The sequence below is a fragment of the Streptosporangium sp. NPDC020145 genome (genome assembly GCF_040631275.1).
GTDB lineage: Bacteria > Actinomycetota > Actinomycetes > Streptosporangiales > Streptosporangiaceae > Streptosporangium.
This window is the reverse complement of the sequence record NZ_JBEXZT010000004.1, coordinates 170,286-196,173: the sequence shown is the minus strand read 5'-3', so window position 1 is coordinate 196,173 and position 25,888 is coordinate 170,286. Positions and strand designations below refer to the sequence as shown.

Annotated in this window: 23 protein-coding genes; 15 read left to right on the top strand and 8 right to left on the bottom strand. The window is 71.5% G+C overall.

The features are described from left to right. Window positions 1-27 precede the first annotated feature (27 nt). The 3 genes from ABZ463_RS09045 (at window position 28) to ABZ463_RS09035 (ending at window position 2,582) form a co-directional block, all read left to right on the top strand. The gene (locus ABZ463_RS09045) at window positions 28-1,029 is read left to right on the top strand and encodes a hypothetical protein (protein WP_362774626.1); all 1,002 of its coding nucleotides are present in this window, start codon (window positions 28-30) and stop codon (window positions 1,027-1,029) included. A gap of 233 nt (window positions 1,030-1,262) precedes the next feature. Next, window positions 1,263-1,535 (top strand): 30S ribosomal protein S20, encoded by a 273-nt coding sequence (gene rpsT / locus ABZ463_RS09040; protein WP_352008593.1) that lies wholly within the window; start codon window positions 1,263-1,265, stop codon window positions 1,533-1,535. A 153-nt stretch (window positions 1,536-1,688) separates the two neighbouring features. Further along, window positions 1,689-2,582 carry an EamA family transporter gene (locus ABZ463_RS09035; protein WP_362774622.1) on the top strand — a complete coding sequence of 298 codons (894 nt, stop codon included), beginning with the start codon at window positions 1,689-1,691 and terminating at the stop codon, window positions 2,580-2,582. On the opposite strand, the gene holA is transcribed toward ABZ463_RS09035, so the two are convergent. After that, on the bottom strand, window positions 2,579-3,550 hold the full coding sequence (holA, locus tag ABZ463_RS09030; RefSeq protein WP_362774619.1) for a DNA polymerase III subunit delta: 972 nt from the start codon (window positions 3,548-3,550) through the stop codon (window positions 2,579-2,581). The two genes, ABZ463_RS09035 and holA, sit on opposite strands and share 4 nt — an antisense overlap. Window positions 3,551-3,768: 218 nt before the next feature. Here holA and ABZ463_RS09025 point away from each other — a divergent pair, with 218 nt between their 5' ends. Continuing rightward, window positions 3,769-3,927 carry a hypothetical protein gene (locus tag ABZ463_RS09025; protein ID WP_352008590.1) on the top strand — a complete coding sequence of 53 codons (159 nt, stop codon included), beginning with the start codon at window positions 3,769-3,771 and terminating at the stop codon, window positions 3,925-3,927. Between the two features lie 18 nt (window positions 3,928-3,945). Here ABZ463_RS09025 and ABZ463_RS09020 read toward each other — a convergent pair whose 3' ends face one another. The 5 genes from ABZ463_RS09020 to hutI all read right to left on the bottom strand — a co-directional run bounded on the left by ABZ463_RS09020 (window position 3,946) and on the right by hutI (window position 10,367). Next, window positions 3,946-4,848, bottom strand: a complete 903-nt coding sequence (locus ABZ463_RS09020; protein WP_362774616.1) for an aminoglycoside phosphotransferase family protein — start codon at window positions 4,846-4,848, stop codon at window positions 3,946-3,948. Next, a complete protein-coding gene (locus tag ABZ463_RS09015; protein WP_352008588.1) occupies window positions 4,845-5,273 on the bottom strand; it encodes a protein-tyrosine phosphatase family protein in 429 nt (142 codons plus the stop codon). The genes ABZ463_RS09020 and ABZ463_RS09015 overlap by 4 nt, the downstream gene beginning before the upstream one ends. Before the next feature lie 265 nt (window positions 5,274-5,538). After that, entirely contained in the window at window positions 5,539-7,941 is a 2,403-nt protein-coding gene (locus tag ABZ463_RS09010) for a ComEC/Rec2 family competence protein (protein WP_362774611.1), read from the bottom strand. Continuing rightward, complete coding sequence (locus ABZ463_RS09005; protein ID WP_362774608.1) at window positions 7,938-8,933, bottom strand: helix-hairpin-helix domain-containing protein; 996 nt, start codon at window positions 8,931-8,933, stop codon at window positions 7,938-7,940. The genes ABZ463_RS09010 and ABZ463_RS09005 overlap by 4 nt, the downstream gene beginning before the upstream one ends. Before the next feature lie 225 nt (window positions 8,934-9,158). Next, complete coding sequence (gene hutI, locus ABZ463_RS09000; RefSeq protein WP_352008585.1) at window positions 9,159-10,367, bottom strand: imidazolonepropionase; 1,209 nt, start codon at window positions 10,365-10,367, stop codon at window positions 9,159-9,161. Window positions 10,368-11,069: 702 nt separating this feature from the next. Between hutI and ABZ463_RS08995 the strand changes: the two genes are divergently transcribed. Genes ABZ463_RS08995 through ABZ463_RS08970 form a run of 6 tightly spaced genes read left to right on the top strand, consistent with a single transcriptional unit; the run spans window position 11,070 to window position 16,989 of the window. Then, a complete protein-coding gene (locus tag ABZ463_RS08995) occupies window positions 11,070-11,942 on the top strand; it encodes an STAS domain-containing protein (RefSeq protein WP_352008584.1) in 873 nt (290 codons plus the stop codon). Beyond that, window positions 11,942-12,322 carry an STAS domain-containing protein gene (locus ABZ463_RS08990; protein ID WP_352008583.1) on the top strand — a complete coding sequence of 127 codons (381 nt, stop codon included), beginning with the start codon at window positions 11,942-11,944 and terminating at the stop codon, window positions 12,320-12,322. Before ABZ463_RS08995 ends, ABZ463_RS08990 begins: the two co-directional genes overlap by 1 nt. Continuing rightward, window positions 12,319-12,720, top strand: a complete 402-nt coding sequence (locus ABZ463_RS08985) for an anti-sigma regulatory factor (protein ID WP_362774603.1) — start codon at window positions 12,319-12,321, stop codon at window positions 12,718-12,720. Before ABZ463_RS08990 ends, ABZ463_RS08985 begins: the two co-directional genes overlap by 4 nt. Continuing rightward, complete coding sequence (locus tag ABZ463_RS08980; protein WP_362774600.1) at window positions 12,708-13,718, top strand: ATP-binding SpoIIE family protein phosphatase; 1,011 nt, start codon at window positions 12,708-12,710, stop codon at window positions 13,716-13,718. The genes ABZ463_RS08985 and ABZ463_RS08980 overlap by 13 nt, the downstream gene beginning before the upstream one ends. Then, a complete protein-coding gene (locus ABZ463_RS08975; RefSeq protein ID WP_352008580.1) occupies window positions 13,715-15,415 on the top strand; it encodes an ATP-binding protein in 1,701 nt (566 codons plus the stop codon). Before ABZ463_RS08980 ends, ABZ463_RS08975 begins: the two co-directional genes overlap by 4 nt. Beyond that, window positions 15,412-16,989 carry a fused response regulator/phosphatase gene (locus ABZ463_RS08970; RefSeq protein WP_352008579.1) on the top strand — a complete coding sequence of 526 codons (1,578 nt, stop codon included), beginning with the start codon at window positions 15,412-15,414 and terminating at the stop codon, window positions 16,987-16,989. The genes ABZ463_RS08975 and ABZ463_RS08970 overlap by 4 nt, the downstream gene beginning before the upstream one ends. Before the next feature lie 49 nt (window positions 16,990-17,038). Here the strand turns inward: ABZ463_RS08970 and hflX are convergent, their stop codons facing one another. Both hflX and ABZ463_RS08960 read right to left on the bottom strand, forming a co-directional pair. After that, a complete protein-coding gene (gene hflX / locus ABZ463_RS08965) occupies window positions 17,039-18,406 on the bottom strand; it encodes a GTPase HflX (protein WP_352009438.1) in 1,368 nt (455 codons plus the stop codon). A 187-nt stretch (window positions 18,407-18,593) separates the two neighbouring features. Further along, on the bottom strand, window positions 18,594-19,301 hold the full coding sequence (locus ABZ463_RS08960) for a DUF4097 family beta strand repeat-containing protein (RefSeq protein ID WP_362774595.1): 708 nt from the start codon (window positions 19,299-19,301) through the stop codon (window positions 18,594-18,596). A 187-nt stretch (window positions 19,302-19,488) separates the two neighbouring features. On the opposite strand from ABZ463_RS08960, the gene aceB reads away from it, so the two are divergent. From aceB to ABZ463_RS08935, 5 genes are read left to right on the top strand one after another with little or no spacing between them, the layout of a single operon-like run. Continuing rightward, window positions 19,489-21,075, top strand: coding sequence for a malate synthase A (gene aceB / locus ABZ463_RS08955; RefSeq protein WP_362774592.1), 1,587 nt, complete (start codon window positions 19,489-19,491; stop codon window positions 21,073-21,075). Between the two features lie 57 nt (window positions 21,076-21,132). Continuing rightward, window positions 21,133-22,590, top strand: coding sequence for an FAD-linked oxidase C-terminal domain-containing protein (locus tag ABZ463_RS08950; protein WP_352008576.1), 1,458 nt, complete (start codon window positions 21,133-21,135; stop codon window positions 22,588-22,590). Further along, entirely contained in the window at window positions 22,590-23,828 is a 1,239-nt protein-coding gene (locus tag ABZ463_RS08945; RefSeq protein ID WP_362774589.1) for an FAD-binding oxidoreductase, read from the top strand. Before ABZ463_RS08950 ends, ABZ463_RS08945 begins: the two co-directional genes overlap by 1 nt. A gap of 1 nt (window position 23,829) precedes the next feature. Continuing rightward, a complete protein-coding gene (locus ABZ463_RS08940; RefSeq protein WP_362774586.1) occupies window positions 23,830-25,059 on the top strand; it encodes a heterodisulfide reductase-related iron-sulfur binding cluster in 1,230 nt (409 codons plus the stop codon). A gap of 45 nt (window positions 25,060-25,104) precedes the next feature. Continuing rightward, window positions 25,105-25,887 carry an IclR family transcriptional regulator gene (locus ABZ463_RS08935; protein ID WP_352008573.1) on the top strand — a complete coding sequence of 261 codons (783 nt, stop codon included), beginning with the start codon at window positions 25,105-25,107 and terminating at the stop codon, window positions 25,885-25,887. Window position 25,888: the final 1 nt, after the last annotated feature.

The following is a 25,888-nucleotide window of genomic DNA, read 5'->3' as shown; positions in this document are numbered from 1 at the left end:
AGCCGTTCTCCATGGTGACATGTCCGGGTGATTACCCGGACCAGAGCACGACGCGGCCTGCGCCTTCTCGTGGCGGTCGCGGCCGTGCTCCTTGTGCTGCCCGGGGTGGCAGCGGCCACCCTCACGATCCAGTTTACCGGGACGCCCGCCCCGTGGGCGAAGAGCACGGGCCATGACGCCCTGTGGCTCGGTCACATGTGGGTGGACGGCCGCAAGGACGCCGCCGACGTCAAGGCCCTGACCGTACGGCTGCGCGGCACCGGGATCAAGGACCTGTACGTCCATTCGGGCCCGTTCGGCCTCGACGGCGCGCTTTCCCCCGAGAAGTACTCCGGGGCCGCCGCCTTCCTCAAGGAGATCCACGCGCGGCTTCCCGGCGTCCGGGCCTCGGCGTGGCTGGGGCAGAAGGTGAACGGCCGCCTCAGCCTCGGCGACGCGGCCGCGCGCCAGCGGGTGCTCGACGGCGCCCGCGCGGTCATGGCCGTGGGCTACGACGGCGTGCACTACGACTTCGAACCGGTCGGGGACGGCGACGCCGGCTTCCTCGACCTGCTCGACCGGACCCGCCAGATCGTCGGCAAGGACCTGCTCTCCGTCTCGACGCCCCAGATCGAGCCGTTCCCGCTCACCCGGCCCGTCGCGCGTCTGGCCATCGGACACGACAAGTACTGGTCCCCGGACTACTTCAGGGATGTGGCCTCCCGTACCGACCAGGTGGCCATCATGACCTACGACTCCTACTACCCCTCCACGATCCTCTACGGCGGCCACGTCGTACGGCAGGGCACCCTGGCGCTCGGCCTCGTGCCGGACGACAAGACGGTGCTGATCGGCGCACCCGCCTACCACGACCACGGCGTGGTCTGGGGGGACGCGGCGGAGAGCGTCGCGACGGCGGCCGAGGGCGCCAGACTGGCGCTGACCTCGCACGGGACCCGCCGGGAGCTGTTCGGGCTGGCGCTCTACGTGGACTTCGCCGCCACACCCGAGGACTGGAAGGAGTATGAGGACTCCTGGTTCAACCCCTGACGCCACCGAAGCCCTCCTTCCAGACCGGCGGCCCCCTGACGGCTCTCCGACGACTCTCCGGCGGCGATGCGCGCACGCGGCCGGAGGCGGACACGGTAAGCTGGGTGAACACTCCTACGCCCAGGTTGTCGATTTGAGCGACCACCCGGGTGATTGGTAGCCTATTCAACTGCGTGTGGCGCGCCCTCTCTGCCCGCGCGCCCCACTCCGACGACATTCACCGAGGCTTCTTCGTGGCGAACATCAAGTCCCAGATCAAGCGCAACCGGCAGAACGAGAAGGCCCGGCTGCGTAACAAGGCTGTCAAGTCTTCCCTGAAGACGGCCGTCCGCAAGTTCCGCGAGGCCGCCGACCAGGGCAACGTCGACGAGGCCGTCGTGCTCATGCGCGCCGCTTCCCGCCAGCTGGACAAGGCCGCCAGCAAGGGCGTCATCCACAAGAACCAGGCTGCCAACCGCAAGTCGGCGATCGCCCAGCGCGCCGCCGCCCTCGCGGCCGCCAAGTAGTCCAGGGTTCTTCGGAACGCCGCGCCCTACGGGGCGCGGCGTTCTTGTTTTGTCCCCCTTGGGCGGCTCGGAGGGGTCCGCGCGATCACATAGCTTGATGTCGATTAACTCAATACTAAGTTAATCGACGTCGAGGCTTCTGAAGGAGATTCCGTGCCCTCCCCCCGTGCCGCCCTGGTGGCCGTCACCGCACTCGCCCCGGCGGTCTGGGGCACGACCTATGTCGTGACCACCGTGCTGCTCCCTCCGGAGCGCCCGCTGTTCACCGCCCTGATGCGCGCGCTCCCCGCCGGGCTGCTCCTGGTGGCCGTGACACGCACGCTGCCCCGCGGCGACTGGTGGTGGCGGGCGGCGGTGCTCGGCGGGCTCAACATCGGCCTGTTCTTCCCGCTGCTGTTCCTGTCCGCCTACCGGCTGCCCGGCGGGGTCGCGGCCGTCCTCGGCTCCATCCAGCCGCTCATCGTCGCCGGGCTCACCCGCGCCGTGCTCCGCGAGACCGTCTCGCTCCACCGTGTCGCCGCCGCGATCGCGGCCACCGTGGGCGTCTCCCTCGTGGTGCTGAGGGCCAACGCCGCCCTCGACGTCACGGGAGTCGCCGCGGGTCTGCTCGGCGCGACCGGCATGGCCGCCGGGGTCGTCCTCACCCGTGCGTGGGGCAAACCACCCGGCGTCGGCGACCTGACCCTCACCGGCTGGCAGCTCACCGCGGGCGGCCTCATGATCGCCCCGGTCGCCTTCGCCGTCGAGGGGCCGCCTCCCACGCTGGACGGCGCCGCCGTCGCCGGCTACGCCTGGCTGGGCCTCGTCGGTACGGCCGCCGCCTACAGTCTGTGGTTTCGCGGGGTCGGCCGTCTGGCGCCCCCGCAGGTCTCCCTGCTGGGCACCCTCAGCCCGCTCACCGCCGCCCTGGCCGGTTGGATCGTCTTGAACCAGTCGTTGAGCCCACTCCAGCTGACCGGTTTCTTCCTGGCGCTGACCGCGACGGTCGCGGGCCAGCTCCCGGCGTTCCGCCGCGCCCGCCTCTCCTCGACCCCCGACGCGGGCTAACGGCCGGTACGGCTGGCGACGACGATCTGCACCATGTGCTCAAGCGCGTAGGCGGGATCGGCGCCGCCACCCTTGACCTGTTCGTCGGCCGCCGCGGTCGCCTGAAGGGCGCGAGCGATCCCCTCAGGACCCCAGCCGTTCAGCTGCCGCTGTACCCGGTCGACCTTCCAGGGAGGCATGCCGAGGTGACTGGCGAGCTGCCCGCCACGCATGTTGCGCGGCGCCCCGCCGACCTTCGCCAGCGAACGCAGGCCTCCGGCGAGCGCGCTCACCAGCAGAACGGGCGCCGTGCCGGTGGCCAGCGCCCAGCGCAACTGCTCAAGGGCGTCACCCAGGCGCCCCTCGACGGCGGAGTCCGCGACGGTGAATCCGCTGACCTCGGCCCGCCCCCGGTGGTAGCGGGCGACGGCCGCCTCGTCGATGGTCTTGCCCGGCGTGTCGAAGGCGAGCTGGTTGCAGGCTGCGGCGAGTTCCCGCAGATCGTTCCCCACCGCGTCGAGCAGCGCGGCCGCCGCGTCACCGCCGATGGTGCGCCCCGCCCGCCTCAGCTCCGCCTTGACGAAGGCGAGCCGTTCCGCCGGCTTGGTGACCTTGGCCACGGTGACCACGTGGGCACCGGCCTTCTTGACGCCGTCGACCAGTGCCTTGCCCTTGACCCCGCCGGGGTGGACCAGGACCAGCACGGTGTCCTCAGACGGGTTCGCGGTGTAGGAGACGATCTCCGCGATCACCTCCTTGACGAGGTCCTGCGCGGAGCGGATCACCACCACCGACCTGTCGCCGAACAGTGACGGCGAGGTCAGCTGGGTCAGCTCCCCCGGCTGTACCTTCCCGCCGACCAGGTCGTGGACCTCGGCCCCCGCGTCGGACGCCCGCGCCGCGGCGACCACCTCGCCGACCGCGCGGTCCGCGAGGAGTTCCTCGTCTCCGACTACCAGGGTCACCGGTGCTGGGTTGGTCGCCGCCATGTCCAGCAGCATGCCACGTGCGGCCAGTCGATTGACGCGCTCCCCGGCATGAGTGCCGGAGATTCGGCCTGTGTCACGTGTGCGGCACCTCCTCGGCCCCGCTCCGGCGACCCGCGCCGCCCGAGGCGAACAAACCCGAGTATCGATCGACAAGCGATTCGCAACCGATCCGCAGGCGGCGTGCGGCACACTCCAGGTGAACAGAGGAGAGATTCCCAATGAATTCCACCGTCAGCCGTCACACCTGTCCGCACTGCGGCACGGCCCTCGACGAGGGGCCGATCATGTATCGCTGCTCCCCCTGCGGCCGTTCCCTCTACGCCGCCGACATCGACACCGAGTTCCACCGTCCCCTTGAGACCGCGGTCCCGGTCTGACCCGGAGACCCGGTGGGCTCAACGGTAGGCGGACAGGCCGTCCGCCAGTTCTTCCTCGTCCTCGTCCCGGAAGGCGGACAGGGCCTGCTGCAGGGCGAAGGTCCGGCCGATCACGGTGACACGGGCCGCCGTGTCACCGGACCAGCCGCCGAGGGCGAACACCCGTCTCAGGAAGGCCCCGCCGTGACCGGCGCCGATCGCCGCCAGGTCCTCGGCCTGGTCTCCGATCGTGACCTCGTCCCAGTCGACCACCCCGCCGAGCCGGGGCCGTCCATCGACGATCTCCCACAGGACGTTCTCCACACCGAGGTCGCCGTGCACCAGCGCGTCGGTGAGATGCGGAAGGTCGTCGAGGGCCACGAGTTCCCGGTCGGCCCGCCGCCGCCCATCCTGCGACATGAGCCCGAACAGCTCACTCCTGACATCCTGCGCGAAACACCGCCAGCGGTCCCGGGGCGCCGTCAGGGCGGCCCGCGCCCTCTCGTCCGAACCCGCCCCGGCCAGTGAGGCCAGCAGCGTGACGTACCGTGCCGCCACGGCCTCGGCCACGGCGGGGTCCTTGAGCGTGTCCACCTCGAGCGGAGCCCCGGGAACACGGCTGAGGACGAGAAAAGGCCATCCGTCCACGTCTCCGGTGCCGTGTCCGAGAAGCGCGTCCCCGGGGGCCGATCGCCCGTCCGTGTCCCGGGTGCCGTGTTCGAACAGAGGTGAGGGCGTGTCGAACCCGAGGTCGAGTTCCGCGAGCAGCCGCAGCACCTCCACGCGCCGGGGCAGCCGGGAGGCCGCCGCCCTGGTGCGTGGCAGGCACACGACCCGGTCCGCGCCGACGATCACCCGGTGGAACTGCCCTTCGTGGACGACAAGGTCCTCAGGCGCGTCCGGTAGCGGCCAGGCCGGAAGGCCGTCGTTCGCCGTCGTCATGGAAATCGGGCCACGTAGCGGCGCTGCCAGGGCGTCTCGACGGCCCCTGCGGCGTAGTGCTCACGAACGTAGGCGACCGCCTCCGCGGCCGGAACCCCGTCCAGCACCGCGACACAGGCCAGAGCCGTGCCCGTACGGCCACGCCCACCGCCGCAGGCGACCTCGACCCGCTCACTTCCGGCACGCTCCCAGACCTCACGCAGCGCCTCGACGGCCTCCGTCCGGTCGGACGGAAGCCAGAAGTCGGGCCAGCGGAGCCAGCGGTGCTCCCAGCTGACGACGGGAGGCCGTCGTCCCAGAAGGTAGAGCGCGAAGACGGGTCTTTCCCCTTCGGGAAGCGGGTACCGAAGGCCCCGGCCCCGGACGAGCCGCCCCGACGGCAGCCTCATCACCCCCGGTGCTGTGGCGTCCCATGTTTTGATCATGAAGCAAAGCCTAACTCTCCGCCGGGCACGTCGATCGGCGTCCACAGACACCGAGAGCACTCAGGCCGCCCAAGACGCCGGGCCGCCCGACGGCGTCCGAGTCACCCGACGGCGTCCGAGTCACCCGACGGCGTCCAGGCCGTCCCAGGGCGGCCGAGGCCTCGGGGAACGTCCCAGAGCACCGGGATTCCTCGAAGACGTCGGCATCCGCCCGAAGGCGCCCGGCTCCTCCGGGAGTATCCGGGCCGAAGGTCGTCCAGAGACGTCACCTCTCTCTGACGACGGCCAGCCCCGCCTCCCGTGCGACCACGGTCAGCGTGCCTGACAGGTCCGTCCGATAGACCCGCATACCGAGCGCCAGCAGCCCGGTGACGGTGGAGGGAGCCGGGTGGCCGTAGTCGTTGCCCGCACCCACGCTGATCAGTGCCGCGCGAGCACCGGTGGCCGCGAGAAAGCCGGGGTCATATCTCGCCGAACCATGGTGGGGGACCTTGAGGATGTCAGCCCGCGGCAGACCTCTCCTGAGCAGCTCGGCCTGCGCCTCGGTCTCGACGTCCCCGCTGAGCAACGCGGTACCGGCCGCCCAGCGCACGTGCAGCACGACGCTGGCGTTGTTTATGGTCGTGCCCTCCCCTCCCCCTGGCGGGGACGTCCCGTCCCACGGTGCGAGGACCGTGAGCTCCGAGGGGCCGAAGCGCCACCGCGTCCCCGGCTGCGCCGTCCACTCGGCGACTCCCCGGCGGGTCAGGTCCGCGCTCAGCCGGACGCTCTCGCGCTCGGCCACATCGCGCGGGGTGACCACGACCGCTCCGACCGGCCGGCCGCGGAAGACCCCGTCCAGGCCGCCCACGTGGTCGAAGTGCGGGTGGGTGAGGACGACGAGCGGGACCTGCCTGACCCCCATGGACCTCAGGCAGCGGTCCATCCGAACGGGATCCGGCCCCGTGTCGACCACCACGGCGCGACCGGGACCCGCGGCGACCAGCAGCGCGTCACCCTGGCCCACATCGCACGCGACCAGCAGCCAACCTCCGGAGGAGCGACGGGTCACGACCGATCCGGCCACGACGACGGCGAGGAGCACCCCGACGGCCACCGCGGCGACCACCCGGCGTGACCACCGGCGCCGCAGCGCCAGCACGGCGAGCGGCGCGGCCACCAGCAGCGCGACCAGTCCGGCGAGGCCACCGGGCCATGGGAACACCGCCAGGGGAAGGCCCGCCGCGCGTTCCGCCACACCGACGATCCACCCGGTGGCCAGACCCGCGGGACGGGCCAGTAACCGCGCGGCGCCCATGTGCAGCGGCGCGGTCAGCGAGGCGGCGAACCCGAGCAGCGTCGCGGGTGCCACGGCGGGCCCCGCGAGCAGGTTCGCGGGGACGGCGACCGGGGCGATCTGCCCTGACATCAGGACCAGCACCGGGGTGACCGCCGCCTGTGCCGCCGCGGGCACGGCGACCGCCTCCGCGGCCCAGCGGGGCAGTCGCCCGGCGAGCCGGTCCCGCCAGCGCGGCGCGAGCACCAGGATGCCGCCGGTCGCGAAGACCGACAGGGCGAAGCCGTAGGAGTGCGCGAGGCCGGGGTCGAAGAGGACCAGCCCCAGAACGGTCACCGACAGGGCCGCGAAGCCGTCGCGTGCGCGGCCCGTGCCGAGCGCCAGGGCGGTGACGCCGCCCATGAGCAGCGCACGGAGCACACTGGGCGAAGGACGGGCGACGACGGCGAAGAAGACCATGGCGAGAACGGCGAGCGCCGCCCTGAGCGGAAGACGCAGGCCCATGATCCTGGCCAGCGCGACGGCCGCCCCGGCCACGACTGCGAGGTTGGCCCCGGACACGGCCGTCAGATGGCTGAGACCGGCCTGCTTGAAGTCGGCCTTCACCTGTTCGTCCATCTGGGACATGTCACCGACAACCAGTGCGGGCAGCAGGCCGCGCTGGCCCTGAGGAAGCACCGCGGAGGCCTCACGCAACCCCGCACGGAGCGCTCCGGCGACGCGCTGGACCCACGACGGCCCGCTCAGCACCCGGGGCGGCCCCCGCACCAGCACCACCGCGGCGAGCAGTTCTCCGGGCTCCGCGGGCCCGAACCGCCCTTGTACGGCTACGCGCTGGCTGGGCAACAGGGAACGCCACTCCTCTCCCGTGGCCAGCAAGATCACCGAGGCTCGCAGCCTCACCGCGCCTCCCGGTTCTCCCGCCGTGCCGGACGTCTGCCTGACCACCTCGACGCGTGCGGGCACCACGAAGCCGCTCCTGCGGGAGAGGCCGCCACGCTGGGCGCGTTCCCGGGGGTCGTCCGTCACCACCGCCTCGAACGTCGCCGAGACCCGCCGCCGGGCCAGCTCGGCCACCGGCCCCGTATCGGCCGCGTGCACGTGGAAGGCGACCACACCGGCTGCTGCCGCCACGCACACCAGCACGGCGAGTGCCACCCCACGCCAGGCCGTACGACCCCGGGCGCGGATCGCCACCGCCGTCAGGAGCGCGCCGCCGAGGGCGGTCAGAGCCGCGCAGGCCCCGATGGACGCGGGGCAGCCCACGAGCACGAGAGCGGCCATCCACGAGGCGAGGGCGGGCAGGACCAGATGCAGGGTGTGCGCCCGCGCAGGTGTGTCCTGGCCTGTGTCCTGGCCGGGGTTCGCGGCCTGCCCGGTCAACCAGGTCATACGTGGACCCTGTCCTTCAGGTCGGCGTACTTCCGATCGCCGATGCCGCTGATCTCGCGTAGTTGCTCGATCCCCCGGAAACCCCCGTGGCCGTCGCGGTACTCGACGATGCGCTGGGCCAGCACCTCACCGACCCCGGGTAGCTGTTCCAGTTGCTGCGGGGTCGCGGAGTTGAGGTCGAGGACGACGGCCGCCGGGTCGGCGGGGACGGGCGTGATCGCGCCGACGGCCCCCGGAGCCCTGGGCGCTCCGACGACGATCTGCTCTCCGTCGACCAGCCTGCGCGCGAGGTTGAGGGAGCCCGAGGAAGCGCCTCCACGCACACCTCCCACAGCCCGGAGCGCGTCGGTGACGCGGGAGCCGCCGGGCAGGGTGACCACTCCGGGGCGACGGACCTTGCCGGTGACATGAACGGTGACCTCGGGGACCCCCGGAGGGCCGGTCCCGGCCCGGACCGCCGTCGTGAGCGGTGCGGAGGGCGGACGGGACACCGGTTCCTGAGAGGCCGGGGACGGACCGGCGATCGGTGCGGGCGGCGCGAGGGGCTCAGACTCCGGCCGGGACAGCCACAGGTGGACGCCCGCGACCGCGGCGGCGACGATCGCGACGAGCACGAGGGCTCGCAGCCCGGAACGGCTGAGCCCGAGCACCGGCCCCTGGGCTGCGACGGCCGTACGGAGGGCCTCGAAGGAGGGCGGGAACGGCGGCACCGGGGCCGACCGCAACCAGCTCGCAGGACCGCCTCCGCCCCTGGGACCGCCGTCCGGAGCGGCTTCGCCGTCTCCGCCCGCGGAAGGCGGGTCGTCCCCGAAGGCCACCCCGGCGTATGACGGCCCCGTCCCGCCCCCGGCTTCGGGGAACAGGGCCTCACGGCCCCCGGGACGCCCCGCAAGCGAGGGGAAGGTGGCCGGTTCGCGAGGGCCCGAGACCGTCAGAAGCCGTAGCCGTGCCCCGGCCGTGAACCGTTCGGTGGCCTGATCTGTTGTCCGCACGCCCAGGACGGTACGGCGACGCCGTGGCCCCTCCGGCCGCCGAACGCGGTTCTGGGGAAAACCCCACGTCTCACGAACCGCCTGTGGAAAACCCTTGAGTCGCGTGACGCCGTCCCCCGTGGGGGTCTACGGGGCGGAGCACGGGAAACACGCCCCATGGGAAGAGGCGCGGGAGGTCACCGGTGACCCCGGCCACCCGGCAGGTGCCGGGGACCGGGGGAAGACCTACTGGACGGGGGTGCCGCCGCGCCAGACCCGGCGCGGCTTGAGGCCGAACGCCCAGGCGAAGGCACCCTCGTGGTCGGCGTCCCACTGGACGATGTCGGCCAGTCTGCCGGGGGCGAGGACGCCGCGGTCGGGGACGCCGAGCACGGTCGCGCCACCGAGCGTCGCCGCGCGCAGCGCGTCGTTGACGCTCATCCCGAAGGCCGCCACCGCGAGACTGATGACCAGGGCCATCGAGGTGATCCCACAGTGCCCCGGGTTGTGGTCGCTGCCGAGCGCGACGGTGACGCCCTGGGCGAGCATGCGCCTGACCGGCGGCAGGCTGCCGCGCTGGAGCGCGGTTCCCGGGCAGACCACGGCGGGGACACCGTAGCGGGACAGGATCGAGATGTCCTCGTCGGAGGTGTGGTGCAGCAGGTCGGCCGAGGCGCAGCCGAGTTCGGCGGCGAGCTGGACCGCGCCGCGACGGCTGTAGGCCCCGGCGTGCACGCGCGGCAGCAGACCGACGTTGCGGCCGGACGCCAGGACCCAGCGGGCCTCGTCGGTGGTGAAGTGCCCCTCGTCGCAGTAGACGTCGACGCTGTCGGCACCGGCCGCCGCCGCGTCGGCGCACCAGGCGCCCACCGCTTCGACGTAGTCACGCTGACGGCCGAAGTACTCCGGCGGGACGACGTGCGCGGCGAGGAAGGTGACGTGCACGCGCGGCATCATCGGTTCCTTCTCAAGCTCGCGCAGCAGCCGCACGTCGGCGAGCTCGCCGTCGCGGGTGAGGTGGTAACCGGTCTTGGCCTCGACGGTCGTGGTGCCGGCGAGCAGCCACTCGCGCAGGCGTTCGCGGACGCCGTTGCACAGGGTCCAGGGGTCGGTGCCGCGGGTCACCGTGACGGTCGAGCCGATGCCGCCGCCGGCCGCGGTGATCGCCGAGGAGCTGGAGCCGCCGGAGCGCATGGCCATCTCGGCGTAGCGGTTGCCCGCGTACACCGGGTGGGTGTGGGCGTCGATCAAGCCGGGTGTGACCAGCGCACCGCCAAGGTTCTCGACGTGGTCGACGTCGACGATGTCGTCGACCACCCCGGGAACGCTCTGTGGCAGGTCCGCGGCTCGCCCGACCCAGGCGATCCGGTCGTTGTGCACCAGGATCGCGGCATTGCTGCACACATCGTTACCGGTCCAGAGCCGGCCGATGTTGGTCAGAAGGCGGACCGTCATCGCATCACAGCCTTGCACGCAGGGAAGGACATCGGGAGGGACGCCGTTTCCGGAGACGGCAAACCGGCCTGGCGGACGCGGAGCGTCATGCCTGCTGGGTTCGCTGTGAGTCCGGACGACATCGGGGGTCTCCTGCTCTCATCCGCATATCGTTGTGCGGCGACAGTATCGCCGAGATCATGATCAGGCGATTTCAGTTCAGTTACGTTATTTCACAAGTGAGCTCGCTGTACAGGCTAATTGGGAAGAACCACCGCTTCACCGTGGCCACACCCGAACCACCGGCTGCACGGCCCCGTGCGACCTGAACGCATCTGCGCAGCTCAAGCCACTTCTCATCCATCCGTAACAGCGGTCACCGAGGCAACTTGCACCCCAGCTCTCCGCTGGATTTGCCTTATGGTAGCAATCCAAACCTTGCCCGACCACTGTCGCTTTTGGGGCTTTTGTACGATTTTCAGAGACCAATAGTGCACCCCACAAAGTCCCATCAAGGCAAGCTTTTCCATTGAAATAGGACAAGCCATCTATCTAGGCTGTTGGAACCAGGTCTCGGTATCACACCTCTCGAACGTCCGCGAGTCACGCACCGGCGCGAAGCCCCTCGCCGGACCGGCGGACCATGCCGGGGGAACCTCCGCCCGGCTTCCAAAACGGACATGCCATGTAGCCTTTCGTGCGAGCCGTCTGTCAGCCGTACGCATGGGAGTCATCTTGTCCGTCTCCGCAGACGCCGGTCGGCGTCGCATAGAACAGCTGCTGCAGGACAACGAGGAGGACGTCCTCCGGCGCTGGCAGGAAATAGCGGGTTCCTCCTCGGCGGGCAACGTGGACCGTGCCGCCCTGAGGGGGCAGCTGCACGAGTTGCTCCAGGCGCTACGGCGGTCACTCGGTGAGGAGGGCGGCTCCAGCGACCTGCACGGCCTGCTCGCCGAGCTGTCCCGCAGCCGCGCCCGCCAGGGCTTCACGCCCTCGGAGACCGCCGTCGTGGTGTTCGGCCTGAAGGAGGCGGTCTACGAGAGCGTGGAGACGGACGGTTCCCCCGAGGCCCTGCGGGGGTTCATCTGGTTCTCCCGGCTCATCGACGACCTGGGGCTGTTCACCATAGAGAACTACGCCGCCGCCAGGGAGAAGGTGATCGTCGACCAGGCGGAGCAGCTCCTCGAACTGTCCACCCCGGTGGTCAAGCTCTGGGAGGGCATCGTCGCGGTGCCGCTGGTCGGCACGCTCGACTCGGCCAGGACCCAGGTGGTGATGGAGAAGCTGCTGCAGACGCTGGTCGACACCGGCTCCGAACACGCCGTCATCGACATCACCGGTGTGCCCGCGGTGGACACCCAGGTCGCCCAGCACCTCCTCAAGACCGTGGTCGCGGCGCGGTTGATGGGCGCGGAGTGTGTGATCTCCGGCATCCGCCCACAGATCGCCCACACCATCGTCACCCTGGGCATCGAGTTCGGTGACATCGTGACCAAGGCCTCCCTCGCCGACGCCTTGGCGCACGCGCTGCGGCGCAGTGGCGTGGAGTTCGCCAGCAGGAAGACCCGCGTCGCCGTACGGACCGAGGAGGGATGATGGACCGCGTCCCCATCCTCAAGCTCGGAGACATCCTGATCGTCTCCATCCAGATCGACCTGCAGGACCAGGGCGTCCTGGCCCTGCAGGAGGACCTGGCCGACAAGGTCGTCGCGACGGGGGCCCGAGGAGTGATCATCGACATCACCGCCGTCGAGATCGTCGACTCGTTCATCGGGCGCATGCTGGCGACCATCGCTGCGATCTCCCGCATGCTCGACGCCGAGACGGTGGTCGTCGGGATGCGTCCCGCGGTGGCGATCACCCTCGTGGAGCTCGGGCTCTCCCTCGGTGGCGTGCGCACCGCGCTGAACCTTGAGAAGGGTGTCGCGCTGCTGAACCATCTCGAAGGCGCCCAGATCGCCACGGCCGCCCGGTGACCACCCCCGCAGAACTGCCCGTCAACGGCAACAGCGACGTCGTCCTGGTACGCCAGCACGTCAGGACCGTGGCCGTGGACGTGGGGTTGTCCCTCGTCGACCAGACCAAGGTCGTGACCGCGGCCAGCGAGCTGGCCCGCAACGCGCTGGTCTACGCGGGCGGCGGCCAGGTCCGCGTCGAGATCGTGCACAACGGTCTGCGTAAGGGGCTGCGCCTGACCTTCAGCGACGAGGGGCCCGGCATTCCGGACATCGAGCAGGCCCTCACCGACGGATGGACCACCGGTGGCGGCCTCGGGCTCGGACTCGGCGGTTCCCGCAGGCTGGTCGACGAGTTCGACCTGAAGTCGGCTCCAGGAGAGGGCACGCTCATCACGGTGACGAAATGGGCGAGGTGATCGTCTCTCAGGACGACGTGTGGGCCAGGGCCGAGGACGCCAGCGCCATCGGTTCCCTGCGCCGCGCCGCGGTCGTGCTCGCCGAGAACCGGGGGTTCGACGAGGAGGACACCGGACGGGTCGCCGTGGCCGTGAGCGAGGCGGCCTCCAACCTGGTCAAGCACGCGGTCGAGGGCACCATGCTGATCCGTCCCCACCCCGAGCTCGGCTCGGCGGTCGAGGTCGTCGCCGTGGACCGGGGGCCGGGGATGCGCGACGTCGCCCGCGCCCTGCGCGACGGCTACTCGACGGCGGGAACCCTCGGCATCGGCATGGGCGGCATCGCGCGGATGGCCACCGGCTACGAGGTTCACTCGGTACCGGGACGGGGCACTGTGCTCGGCATGTACTTCACCGCACGTCAGAGCCCCAAGCCTGCCTGCCGGGTCAGCGGCGTGACGCGCCCGATCGGCGAGGAGAGCGTCTGCGGTGACGCGTTCGCGGCCTCGGACTCGGGCACCTCGGTGACCGTGATGCTCTGCGACGGCCTCGGCCACGGCCCCGCCGCCGCCCACGCCTCGCGGGAGGCCGTACGGCTGTTCACGGAACACGCCGCCCTGGCGCCCGGGGACATCCTGGAACGCCTTCACCGGGGGCTCGGCCAGACCAGGGGCGGCGCCGTCGCCGTCGCCCGCGTCGACCGGGTCACGGGCACGGTCGGCTTCGCGGGCCTGGGCAACGTCTCCGCCTGGATCGCGGGTCACGACGGCAGGCAGGGCATGATCTCGGTGCCGGGGATCGCGGGCCACCAGGCCAGGACCCTGCGCCAGTACGAGTACACCGCGCCGCCGCACAGCGTGGTCGTGCTCCACTCGGACGGCCTGTCCGACCGCTGGGACATCTCCGCCTACCCGGGGCTCGCCACCCGGGCCCCCTCGGTGGTCGCCGCCACGCTGCTGAGGGACGCGGGCACGCGCAGGGACGACGCCTGCGTGGTGGCCGTGAGGCCCGCTCTGTGAACCGCGGGGGCTCAGTACCCGACGGTGAGGAGCTGATCAGCGTCCCCGTCCGCGACGAGCGGGACGTGTTCGCCATGCGCAAGCTCGGCCGCGACGTCGCCGAGGCCGTGGGCCTTGAGACCCAGGACCAGATCCGCATGGCCACGGCGCTGAGTGAGATCGGCCGCGAGGTGCTGGGCGAGACGACGGAGACGTTCGCCACCTTCCTTCTGGGGCAGGACAGCCTGGTCGTCAGGATCGGCCTGCCCGAGCAGGCCGCCGTCCAGACGGCGGACGGTGTGGCGCTGGCGGGGCGTCTCGTCGACGCGATCGAGCTGAGTCCCGCCAGGGGAACGATAAGCATGCTCAAACGGCTTCCTCCGGGCCGGCCGAGGCCGTCGGTCGAGGAGATACGCGCCAGGCTCGCGAAGCTGACCCCCACGACCGCCCTGGACGAGCTGCGCCAGCAGAACCACGAGCTGGCCGCGACCCTGGAGGAGGTCATCCAGCTCAACGCCGAGCTGCAGGAGACCAACCAGGGTGTGCTCGCGCTGTACAACCAGCTCTCCGAGGAGCTTGAGGAGACCAACCGCGGCGTCGTCGCACTCTACGCCGAGCTGGATGAGAAGTCCGCCCAGCTCAGGGAGGCGAGCGCCGCCAAGGACCGGTTCTGGGCCACGGTCAGCCACGAACTGCGCACCCCGCTCAACTCGATCATCGGCCTGGTGCGGCTCCTGGTCGGCCCCGGCGGGGAGCCGCTGGCCGACGAGCAGCTCCACCAGATCCAGCTCATCGGCTCCTCGGCGGAGACGCTCCTCAACCTGGTGAGCGAGCTGCTCGACATGGCCAAGGCGCAGGCGGGACGGCTGGACCCGCAACCGTCCCAGGTGGACCTGGTCGCCCTGGCCGAACGGCTGCGCATGTCACTGCGCCCGACCGGCGGCAACCGGGTGCGCCTGACGACGCGGATCGCGCACGACGCGCGGGAGATGCTCGTCGACGAGACGATGCTCACCCGGGTGCTGCGCAACCTGCTGTCCAACGCGCTGAAGTTCACCGAGGAGGGCGAGGTCACGCTCGACGTGAGCTTCGACGCCGCGACCCACGAGGTCGTCCTGCTGGTCACCGACACCGGGATCGGCGTTCCCGAGGAGCACCAGGAGCGTGTCTTCGAGGAGTTCTACCAGGTGCCGGGGCCGATCCAGGTCAGGACGAAGGGCACCGGGCTCGGCCTGCCGTACGCCCGCAGGCTGGTCGAGGCGATGGGCGGCACGCTCAGGCTGTCCAGTGTGGCGGGTGCGGGGACGACGGTCACGCTCAGGCTGCCCAGCCGCGACGACGCAATGCCCTCCGTCGGGCGGGTGCTCGTCGCCGACGACGACGCGGAGTTCCGCGCGACCGTACGGCGGATGCTCTCCGGGGTCGCCGCGCACGTCGACGAGGCCGCCGACGGCCTGGTGGCGTTGGAGACGATGGCGGCGAACCCGCCGGACATCGCCCTGGTCGACCTCCTCATGCCCAGGCTGGACGGCGGGGCCCTGCTGCAGCGGATGGCGCGGGACGAGCGGCTGCGGCGGGTGCCGGTCGTCGTGGTGACCGCGGCGGGCTCGCACCAGTACCCGCAGGAGGCGAGCGCGGTCGTCCCCAAGCAGGGTCTGCGCAGGGACAGCCTGCTCGCGGCCCTGCGCCGCGCCCTGGAGCAGGCGGAGGCACGGTGAACCAGGCGCAGGCGAGGGTGCTCGTCGTCGACGACACCCCGACCAAGCTGTACATCCTGTCGAGCTGGCTGCGGCGCGCGGGACACGAGGTACTGCAGGCGACGGGCGGCGTCGAGGCGCTCGCCAAGGTCAGGGAGCTTCGGCCCGACCTGGTCGTCCTCGACGTACGGCTGCCCGACATCAGCGGGCACGAGGTGTGCGAGCAGATCAAGGCCGATCCGGTGACCGCCTCGATCCCGGTCGTCCAGATCTCCGGGGCGGCGATCACCCCGGCCGACCGGGCGCACGGGCTCGAACGGGGGGCGGACGCCTATCTGGCCGAACCGGTCGAACCCGACGAGTTCGCCGCGACGGTCGAGGCGACGCTGCGCTACTACCGGGCCAGGCAGCGGGCCGAGCGGATCGCCGAACGGCTGGCCGCGCTCACCGAGGTCACCCTCGCGATGAACTCGGCGGACACCTTCGACGAACTCCTCGTCACGGCCGTCGAGGGCACCTCAAGGATCCTCGGCAGGCAGGCGGGCGCTCTGGCGTTGCCGCCCGACGGGCGCGTCCGCAGATACACCGCGCTGCCTCCTGGCAGCGCCGTCTCCCGGAACGTGACCGCGACCACTCTGCCCGCGCTGGACGCCATGTCGCTGGGCAACGCGGCGGGAACCCGGGTCTTCACCGTCCTGGCGAGCGACTGGCTGCGGCTGATCCCCGACGCGGACCTCAAGGGCGACGTGCGGGGGGTGCTCTGCCGTACGAAGGGGGGCAGGCCGCCGGTCTTCCTCGGCGTCGAGGCGACGCCGGAGCTGGGCCAGGACGAGTCGAACGTCCTGCGGCAGCTCGGCCAGGCGCTGGCCCTGGCGCTCGACGCGCTGCGCGCCTACGCCGAGGAGCACGCGATAGCCCTCACCCTGCAGCGCAGCCTGCTGCCCGCCAGGATTCCCGAGGTTCCCGGTCTGGAGATCAGCTGGCGTTACCAGCCCGCGGTGGACAACGTGGAGGTCGGCGGCGACTTCTACGAGGTCCTGCGGCTCGGTGAACGCGTGCTCATCGCGATCGGGGACGTCCAGGGGCACTCCCTGCTGGCCGCGACGGTCATGGCGGAGCTGCGTCACGCGCTGCGGGCCTCGCTCATCGGCACCGTCGACCTGGGCGCGTCCATGGGACTGCTCAACGACGTGCTACGGCGTTATCACCCGGGCATGACCGCGACCGTGTGCCTGACGCTGATCGACCCGGCGACCGGGTGCATGGAGGTCGCCAACGCGGGCCACATCCCCCCGTTGCTCATCGGTGACGGCCGGGCCCGCTACGACCGCCTGGGCAATCTCCTGCTCGGCGTGGCCGAGGAGACCTACCGGGTCGACCGGCTGGTCGTTCCCGAGGGCGGGGCGGTGCTGATGTTCACCGACGGCCTGGTCGAGGACCGCGACAAGCTCCTCGACGAGAGCCTGGAGATCGTACGGCAGCTGGCGGACACGGTCGAGGACGACCTCGAACTGTTCTGCGAACGGCTGATCAGGCGGTTCGGCGCCCGGGAGGACGACGTGGCGCTGGTGGTCTTCCGGCGCGGCACGGAGTGAGAGAGCCCCGCCCCGCCGGGAAACGGCGGGGCGGGGCTCAGGGTCTCTCTCAGACGGTCTCGACCGGCTTGGCGGTCCGCTCCAGCTCGGCGAAGAGCGAGGGCAGGACCCTGGCGTGCAGGATCGTGCCGTCACCGGTGTGCTCGATGCCCAGCACCTCGCCCTCCTTGTGCGCCCTGGAGATCAGGTCTCCCCGCTGGTACGGCACCAGCAGTCTGACCTCCTGGTCGAAACGGGGCATCTCCCGCTCGATCAGCGCCATCAGCTCGTCGATCCCGGCGCCGGTGCGGGCCGAGACCACGACGATGGGCTTCTCCCTGGCCTCCAGCTGGGCCAGCACCACGGGGTCGGCGACGTCGGCCTTGTTGACGACGACGATCTCCGGGATGTCGCGGGCGCCCTCGATCTCGGAGACCACCTCCCGCACGGCCGCCAGCTGCGACTCCGGGTCGGGGTGCGAGCCGTCGACCACGTGCAGGATCAGGTCGGCGTCGCCGATCTCCTCAAGCGTCGAGCGGAAGGCCTCGACCAGCTGGTGCGGCAGGTGCCGGACGAACCCGACGGTGTCGGCCAGCGTGAACAGCCTGCCGTCCGGCGTGTGCGCCCTGCGGACCGTCGGGTCCAGCGTGGCGAACAGGGCGTCCTCGACCAGCACACCGGCGCTGGTGAGCCGGTTCAGCAGCGAGGACTTGCCCGCGTTGGTGTATCCGGCGATGGCCACCGCGGGCACCTCGCGCGACAGCCTCCGCGCCCGCTTGGTCTCTCTGGCGGTGGTCATCTCCGCGATCTGACGGCGCAGTTTGGCCATCCGCTCGCGGATGCGCCTGCGGTCCAGTTCGATCTTGGTCTCACCGGGGCCTCGGCCGCCGATGCCGACGCCGCCCGCGGCGCGTCCGCCGACCTGGCGGGACAGGTTGCCACCCCAGCCTCGCAGGCGCGGCAGCAGGTAGTTGAGCTGGGCCAGCTCGACCTGCGCCTTGCCCTCGCGGCTCTTGGCGTGCTGGGCGAAGATGTCGAGGATCAGCATGGTCCGGTCGATGACCTTGACCTTGACGACCTCCTCAAGCTGACGGAGCTGGCCGGGGCTCAGCTCTCCGTCGCACACCACGGTGTCGGCTCCGGTCGCCGCGACGATGTCGGCGAGCTCCTGCGCCTTGCCCGAGCCGATGTAGGTGGCGGTGTCGGGCTTCTGGCGGCGCTGGATCAGCCCTTCCAGGACCTCCGACCCGGCGGTCTCGGCCAGGAGCTTCAGCTCCAGGAGGGAGTTCTCGGCGTCGGCCGCCGTGCCCGAGGTCCAGACGCCGACCAGGACGACTCGTTCAAGTCGCAGCCGGCGGTACTCGACCTCGGTGACGTCCTCAAGCTCCGTCGAGAGCCCCGCGACCCTGCGCAGTGCCTGGCGCTCTGCCAGGTCCATCTCGCCGATCTCCGGCAGGTCGTCGAATCGGTCGATCTCCAGCGGCTCACGAATGTCTATGTTGTCGCTCCGTTCAGGTGCGTGGTTCGTATGCGTCATCTCCTGGGAGAACGCCCGAACCTCGGTGTCTCTTCCCATGATGGTGCCACGCGGACGGCTGGGTATTCATCCCGTTATCCGGTGTGGCTCACACGGGCAGCACCTTGGCGTCCCCGGCGCCGGTCCGCACCGAGACGCCGTTGGGCGAGGCCGGGTCGTTGGTGACCTTGACGACCTCCTCGCCGACCCCGGTGCCCGCCGTGACGTTGTAGCTGCCCTGCGGCAGTCGTACGGTCGCGTCGCCGGTGCCGGTCTCGACCTCCACGCGGCCGGGGGCCGCGGCGAACCTGACCCTGACCTCACCCGCCCCGGTGGTCGCGACGAGGCTCTTTCCTCCCAGGTCGTTGCCCTCGATGTCGCCGGCGCCCGCGCTCGCGTTCACCTCGCCGGTCAGTGAGCGCATCGTGATGTCACCCGCGGTCGACTCCAGGGTGACGGCGAGCCCCTTGGGGATGTCGATCCGGTAGTCGACCGAGCAGTTCGAGGAGCCCGGGCAGTCGTAGCGCAGGGTGAGCGTGCCGCCCGCGACGGGGTGCTCGGTCTTCGGGCTGTTCCTGTCGTCCCCGCCCCAGTGGCGGGTCTCGGTCACCCGGACCTCCTGCTGCCCGCTCTCGGAGATCACGATGTCCCCCACCTCCGCGTACGTCTCAAGGGCGGTGACGCCGCCGCCGACGGTGTAGGTGGCGACGGACTGCTTCCGGTCGCCGAAGTCGACGTTCAGCCTGCAGCCGGACAGCAGCAGGACCGCCCCGGCGAGCGCCCCCGCGGCGACCAGGTTCTTCCTCTTGGACAGCATCTCCGACCTTCCTCGTTCACCCCTGTTCGGGACGTGTCCAACTCTTCCGGGAGGACGGCCCGCTCTCCATCGGGGAAGCCCCCGACAAGTCCCTCCGGGGACCCCGGTCTTTGCCCCCTGGGTGACCATCGAGTAGCGTCTATTCCACAATTCAGAAGTATTTTTCCACCCTATGGAAAGGATGCTCATGGACGGCGTTGAGATCCACGGCCCGTCGGCGGACCGGTTCGACGAGATCCTCACGCCGGAGGCGCTGGCCTTCACGGCCACACTCCAGCGAGAGTTCGGCGCCAGGCGCCTTGAGCTGCTGGGCGCCCGCCAGGCGCGCCAGGCGGAGCTGTCCGCGGGCGGCACCCTCGACTTCCTGCCGGAGACGCGGCACGTGCGCGAGTCCGAGTGGCGGGTCGCCCCGCCCGCTCCCGGCCTTGAGGACCGCAGGGTGGAGATCACCGGCCCCGTCGACCGCAAGATGACGATCAACGCGCTGAACTCGGGGGCCAAGGTCTGGCTGGCGGACTTCGAGGACGCCAACGCCCCCACCTGGGAGAACACGGTCAACGGCCAGCTCAACCTGCGTGACGCGCTCGACAGGACCATCGACTTCTCCGCCGGCGGCAAGGACTACGCGCTCAGGCCCGACGAGGAGCTCGCGACGATCGTGGTCCGCCCGCGTGGCTGGCACCTGGAGGAGAAACACCTCACCCTCGACGGTGAGCCGTTCTCCGGCTCGCTGGTCGACTTCGGCCTGTACTTCTTCCACTCGGCGCGGCGGCAGATCGACAAGGGCAGGGGCCCCTACTTCTACCTGCCGAAGATGGAGTCTCACCAGGAGGCCCGCCTCTGGAACGACGTCTTCGTCAGGGCCCAGGAGCTGCTCGGCATCCCGCGGGGCACGATCCGCGCGACCGTCCTGATCGAGACCTACCCGGCCGCCTTCGAGATGGAGGAGATCCTCTACGAGCTGCGCGAGCACTCCGCGGGGCTCAACGCGGGCCGCTGGGACTACCTGTTCAGCGTGATCAAGAAGTTCCGCACCCGGGGCAGGGAGTTCCTGCTGCCCGAGCGCAACGCGGTGACCATGACCGCCCCCTTCATGCGCGCCTACACCGAGCTGCTCGTGCGCACCTGCCACCGGCGCGGCGCCCACGCCATCGGCGGCATGGCCGCGTTCATCCCCTCCCGCCGTGACCCCGAGGTCAACAAGGTCGCGCTGGAGAAGGTCACCGCGGACAAGACCCGTGAGTCGGGCGACGGGTTCGACGGCTCGTGGGTGGCCCACCCCGACCTGGTCCCGGTCTGCCGCGAGGTCTTCGACTCCGTCCTCGGCGAGCGGCCCAACCAGCTCGACCGGCTGCGCGAGGACGTCTCGGTCTCGGCCGCCGACCTGCTCGCGGTCTCCAAGACCCCGGGTGAGATCACCGAGGCCGGGTTGCGCAACAACGTCGACGTGGCGCTGCGCTACCTCGCGGCCTGGATGGGCGGCCAGGGCGCGGTGGCCATCCACAACCTGATGGAGGACGCGGCGACCGCGGAGATCTCCCGTTCCCAGGTCTGGCAGTGGATCCACAACGACATCCGGCTCGCCGACACCGGTGCCCAGGTGACAAGGGAACTCGTCGAGCGGATCATCGAGGAGGAGCTCGCCGGGATCGCCGCGCAGCCCGGCTACGACGCCGAGCGCTACGCCCAGGCGACCGCCCTGTTCAAGGAGGTCGCCCTCGACGACGACTTCGCCGAGTTCCTGACGCTGCCCGCCTACGCCCGCATGCCCTGAGGCGACCGCGACCGCGGGGCCCGGGACCGGCGGGCCCCGCAGGGGAAGGGAGGCGTGATGCCGGAGAAGACCCTCGACGAACCGGTCCGGCGGTTCCTGGAGATCCTCGGCCCCGGCTCGGTGATCACCGATCCCGTACGGCTGCGCACCTACGAGTGCGACGGCCTGACCCACCATCGCGCGAGTCCCGGCGTCGTCGTGCTGCCGGAGACCGCCGAGCAGGTCGCGGCCGTGGTGCGGGTCTGCGTCCGCCACGGCGTGCCGTTCGTGGCCAGGGGCGCGGGGACCGGCCTGTCCGGCGGGGCGTTGCCGAGGACGGACGGGGTGCTCGTCGTCACCTCCAGGATGCGGCGGATCCTGTCGGTCGACCTGCCGAACCGGCGTGCCGTCGTCGAGCCCGGGGTCACCAACCTGGCGATCACCGAGGCGGTCCGCGACCTGGGTTACTACTACGCGCCCGACCCCTCAAGCCAGCAGGTCTGCTCCATCGGCGGCAACGTCGCGGAGAACTCCGGCGGCGCCCACTGCCTGAAGTACGGCTTCACGGTCAACCACGTGCTCGCCCTGGAGGTCGTCACCCCGGACGGCGACATCGTCGAGCTGTCGAACACCGATCCCGGCTACGACCTGCTGGGTGCCTTCGTCGGCTCGGAGGGCACGCTGGGCGTCACCACCAAGGTCACCGTCCGGCTGACACGGGCCCCGCAGGCCGTGACGACGCTGCTGGCGGCCTTCGACGACGTCGAGGGGGGCGGCCGGGCGGTCTCGGCGATCATCGGCGGCGGCATCCTGCCCGCGGCGATCGAGATGATGGACGCCCTGGCGATCGAGGCCGCGGAGGCGGCGGTCGCCTGCGCCTACCCCGAGGGCGCCGGGGCCGTGCTCATCGTCGAGCTGGACGGCCCCGCCCCCGAGGTCGCGCACCAGTTCGCCGAGGTGCGGCGGATCTGCGAGGAGAACGGTGCCTTCGAGCTGCGCACGGCGGCGGACCCGGCGGAGCGGGCGGCCGTCTGGAAGGGCCGCAAGTCGGCCTTCGCGGCGGTCGGCCGGATCAGCCCGGCCTACATCGTGCAGGACGGGGTGGTGCCCAGGACCGCGCTGCCGGAGGTGCTGGCTGCCATCGACCGCATCTCCCTGGAGCACGGCATCCGGGTGGCCAACGTCTTCCACGCCGGGGACGGCAACCTGCATCCGCTGGTGCTGTTCGACGACGGTGAGCCCGGGGCGGCCGAGCGTGCCGAGCTGGTCTCCGGCAGGATTCTCGACCTCTGCGTCGAGCATGGCGGCTCGATCACCGGGGAGCACGGCGTAGGCGTCGACAAGTCCCGATATATGACGAAAATGTTCTCTGACGAGGATCTCGCGACCATGCAGCTGGTGCGTTGTGCCTTCGACCCGGCGGGCCTGTCGAACCCGGGAAAGATCTTCCCGACCCCACGGCTGTGCGGCGAGGTCCCCGGGGTGCGCAAAGGCGCGCACCCGCTGGTCGAGTCCGGCCAGGCGGAGCAGTTCTGATGACGGCCCCGTTCGAGGCGCTGCGCGGAACGGGCGTGACGGTCCGGCCGGCAGAGCCCGGGGACGCCGTCGCCGGGGTCATGCCCCGCTGGGTCGCGCTGCCGAGGACCACCGCCGAGGTCTCCGCGCTGATGCGGGTCTCGGCCGGGCACGACCTCGCCGTCGTCCCCGCCGGGGACGGCACGAAGCTGGCCTGGGGGAACCCTCCCGAGCGTTGCGACCTGCTGCTCCGCACCGGCCGTCTGACCCTCGACGGTGAGACGACCGTCGAGCACTCCCCCGGCGACCTGGTCGTCAGGGTCTGCGCCGGCCTCCCCCTCGGCGCGCTGGCCTCCTTCCCCGGCATCGCCCAGGAACTTGCCCTGGACAACCCGCTCGGCGCGGGAACCGTCGGCGGCACGCTCGCCACCGGCGTCGCGGGCCCCCGAAGGTTCAGGTACGGCACCGCCCGCGACCTGCTGATCGGCGTCACCGTGGTCTTGGCCGACGGCACGGCCGCGACCTCCGGCGGCCGGGTCGTCAAGAACGTCGCGGGCTACGACCTCGGCAAGCTCCTGTGTGGCTCCTACGGCACGCTCGGGGTCGTCACCGAGGCCGTCTTCCGCCTCCATCCGTCCCCGCCGGAGCGCCGCTGGATCACCGTCGGGCTCGGCCGGGAGCCGGACCCGTTCACGGCCCTCGACGGGCTCGTGGCCGACCTGACCGCCTCGCAGGCCGAACCCTGCGCCGTCGAGGTCGACTGGCCGGGAGACGGGGACGGGCCGCTCGTCACGGCCCTCGTCGAGGGGACGGCGGCCGGGGAGCGGGCGACGGCCGTACGGGAACTGGCGCGTGGACGTCCTGCGTGGACCGGGAACGGCGCGCCCGGCTGGTGGAACACCCTGCCCGGTGACCCCGGCGGGGCGCTGTGCGAGCTGCGCCTGCCTCCCGCCGAGGTCGGCCGCGCGCTGCGGGCGGTCACGGCGTGTGAGCCGTCCGTCCGGATCCGGGGCTCGGCCGCCTCGGGGGTCCTGTGGGCCGCCCCACCGCCGGAGGCGCTCCCGGCGTTCGTCCCGGCCGTACGCGACCGGCTCGGCGTGCTCGGCGGCCACCTGGTCGTCCTCGCCGCGCCGTACGGACGGGACGAGGGGATCGACAGGTGGGGGCCGAGCGGCGCGCTGCCGTTGATGCGGCGGGTCAAGGAGCGGTTCGACCCGGACCGGAGGATGTCCCCCGGCCGGTTCGTCGGAGGGATCTGAGATGGACCCTGAGCTGATCGGCGACTGCGTGCACTGCGGGTTCTGCCTGCCGACGTGCCCGACCTACGTGCTGTGGGGCGAGGAGATGGACTCCCCCCGTGGCCGGATCCACCTCATGGGCCAGCACGTGGAGGGCACGCCCCTGACCCCGGAGATGGCCGGGCACTTCGACGCCTGCCTGGGGTGCATGGCGTGCGTGACGGCCTGCCCGTCCGGGGTGAGGTACGACCGGCTGATCGAACAGACCAGGGCCGAGGTCGAACGGGTCCACCGCAGGCCGCTCCAGGATCGGGCGCTGCGTGCCCTGGTCTTCCGGCTGTTCCCCTATCCCCGGCGGCTGCGGGCGATGCGGCTGCCGCTACGGCTCACCGAGGGCGTGCGCCGCAGGCTCGCCCCGAGGCTGGGGCGGATCAGTCCGGCCCTGGCCGCGATGGCCGAGCTGGCGCCCCCGGTCCCCGCCCGGGTACGGCTGCCGCACAGGGTCAGGCCGGTCGGGCCGCGCAGGGCCACGGTCGGCATGCTCACCGGTTGTGTCCAGGGCGCCTTCTTCCCCCAGGTCAACGCGGCCACCGCCAGGGTGCTGGCGATGGAGGGCTGCGAGGTGGTGATCCCGCCCGCGCAGGGCTGCTGCGGGGCCCTGTCCCTGCACTCGGGACGGCAGGAACAGGCCGGACGGCTCGCGGATCGGACGATGGCGGCCTTCGAGCGCGCGGGAGTGGACACGGTCGTGGTCAACGCCGCGGGCTGCGGATCGACCATGAAGGAGTACGGCGACCTGCTCGGGCCGGAACGGGCCGGGGCCGTCAGGGTCGTGGACCTGTCGGAGTACCTCGCCGAGCTCGGCCCCGTGACCCGGCGGCACCCGCTGCCGCTGACCGTGGCCTATCACGACGCCTGTCATCTGGCGCACGCCCAGGGAATCCGTGCCCAGCCCAGGGCGCTGCTGTCGGCCGTGCCCGGGCTCAGGCTGGTGGAGATCGCCGAATCGTCCATCTGCTGTGGCTCCGCGGGGACCTACAATCTCCTGCAGCCCGAGGCCGCGCGCGACCTCGGCGACCGCAAGGCGGAACGGGTGCTGGCCACCGGCGCCGACCTGCTGGTCTCGGCCAACCCCGGCTGCACCCTGCAGATCACCTCGGCCGTCCGCCGCCGCGGCATGGACCCGATCCCCGTCGCGCACGTCGCCCAGGTGCTTGACGCCTCCCTGCGCGGACTGGACCGGGCGTGGTGAACGCGGGAACAAGGAACAGGAACGGACCGCATGGACAAAACGGATATGAGCGACGCACGACACGGAGCCGCCGCCCCGGCCTCCCCGGGCGGCACCGTGCAGTCGGTCGACCGGGCGCTCGACGTGCTTGAGGCGCTCGCCGAACGGGGCGGGGAGGCCGGGCTCTCCGAGATCGCGGCCGGGACCGGCCTGCCGTACGGGACGATCCACCGGTTGCTGCGCACCCTGCTGGCGCGCGGTTACGTACGTCAGGAGTCCGACCGCCGCTACGCGCTCGGCGGCGCCCTGGTACGGCTCGGCGGGGTCGCCGAGCGCATGGTCGCGACGCTGGCGCAGCCGTACCTCACGAGGATGGTCGAACTGTCCGGTGAGACGGCCAACCTGGCGGTGCTCGAAGGTGACTTCGTCGTCTACGTCGCCCAGGTGCCCTCTCCCCGGAGGCTGCGGATGTTCGCCGAGGTCGGCAGGCGGGTGCTGCCGCACAGCACGGCGGTGGGGAAGGTCCTGATGGCCGACCGCGCCGACGACGAGGTGGCGGCGCTGGTCGGGCGCACCGGCATGCCCAGGCGCACCGCCAACACGGTCGTCGACCTGCCCGGCATGCTGGAGGAGCTGCGGCGGGTGCGTGAGCGGGGCTACGCCATGGACTTGGGCGAGGAGGAACTCGGCGTGCACTGCCTCGCCGTCGGGGTGCGCGACGGCTCGCGCACGGTCGCCGCGATGTCGATCTCCGGCCCGGCCGGGCGGATCGAGGCGCTCGACCGGGAGGAGCTCGCGGAGGGCATGCGGGGGATCGCCCGCGACTTCGGCACCGCGCTGGGCGCGTGAC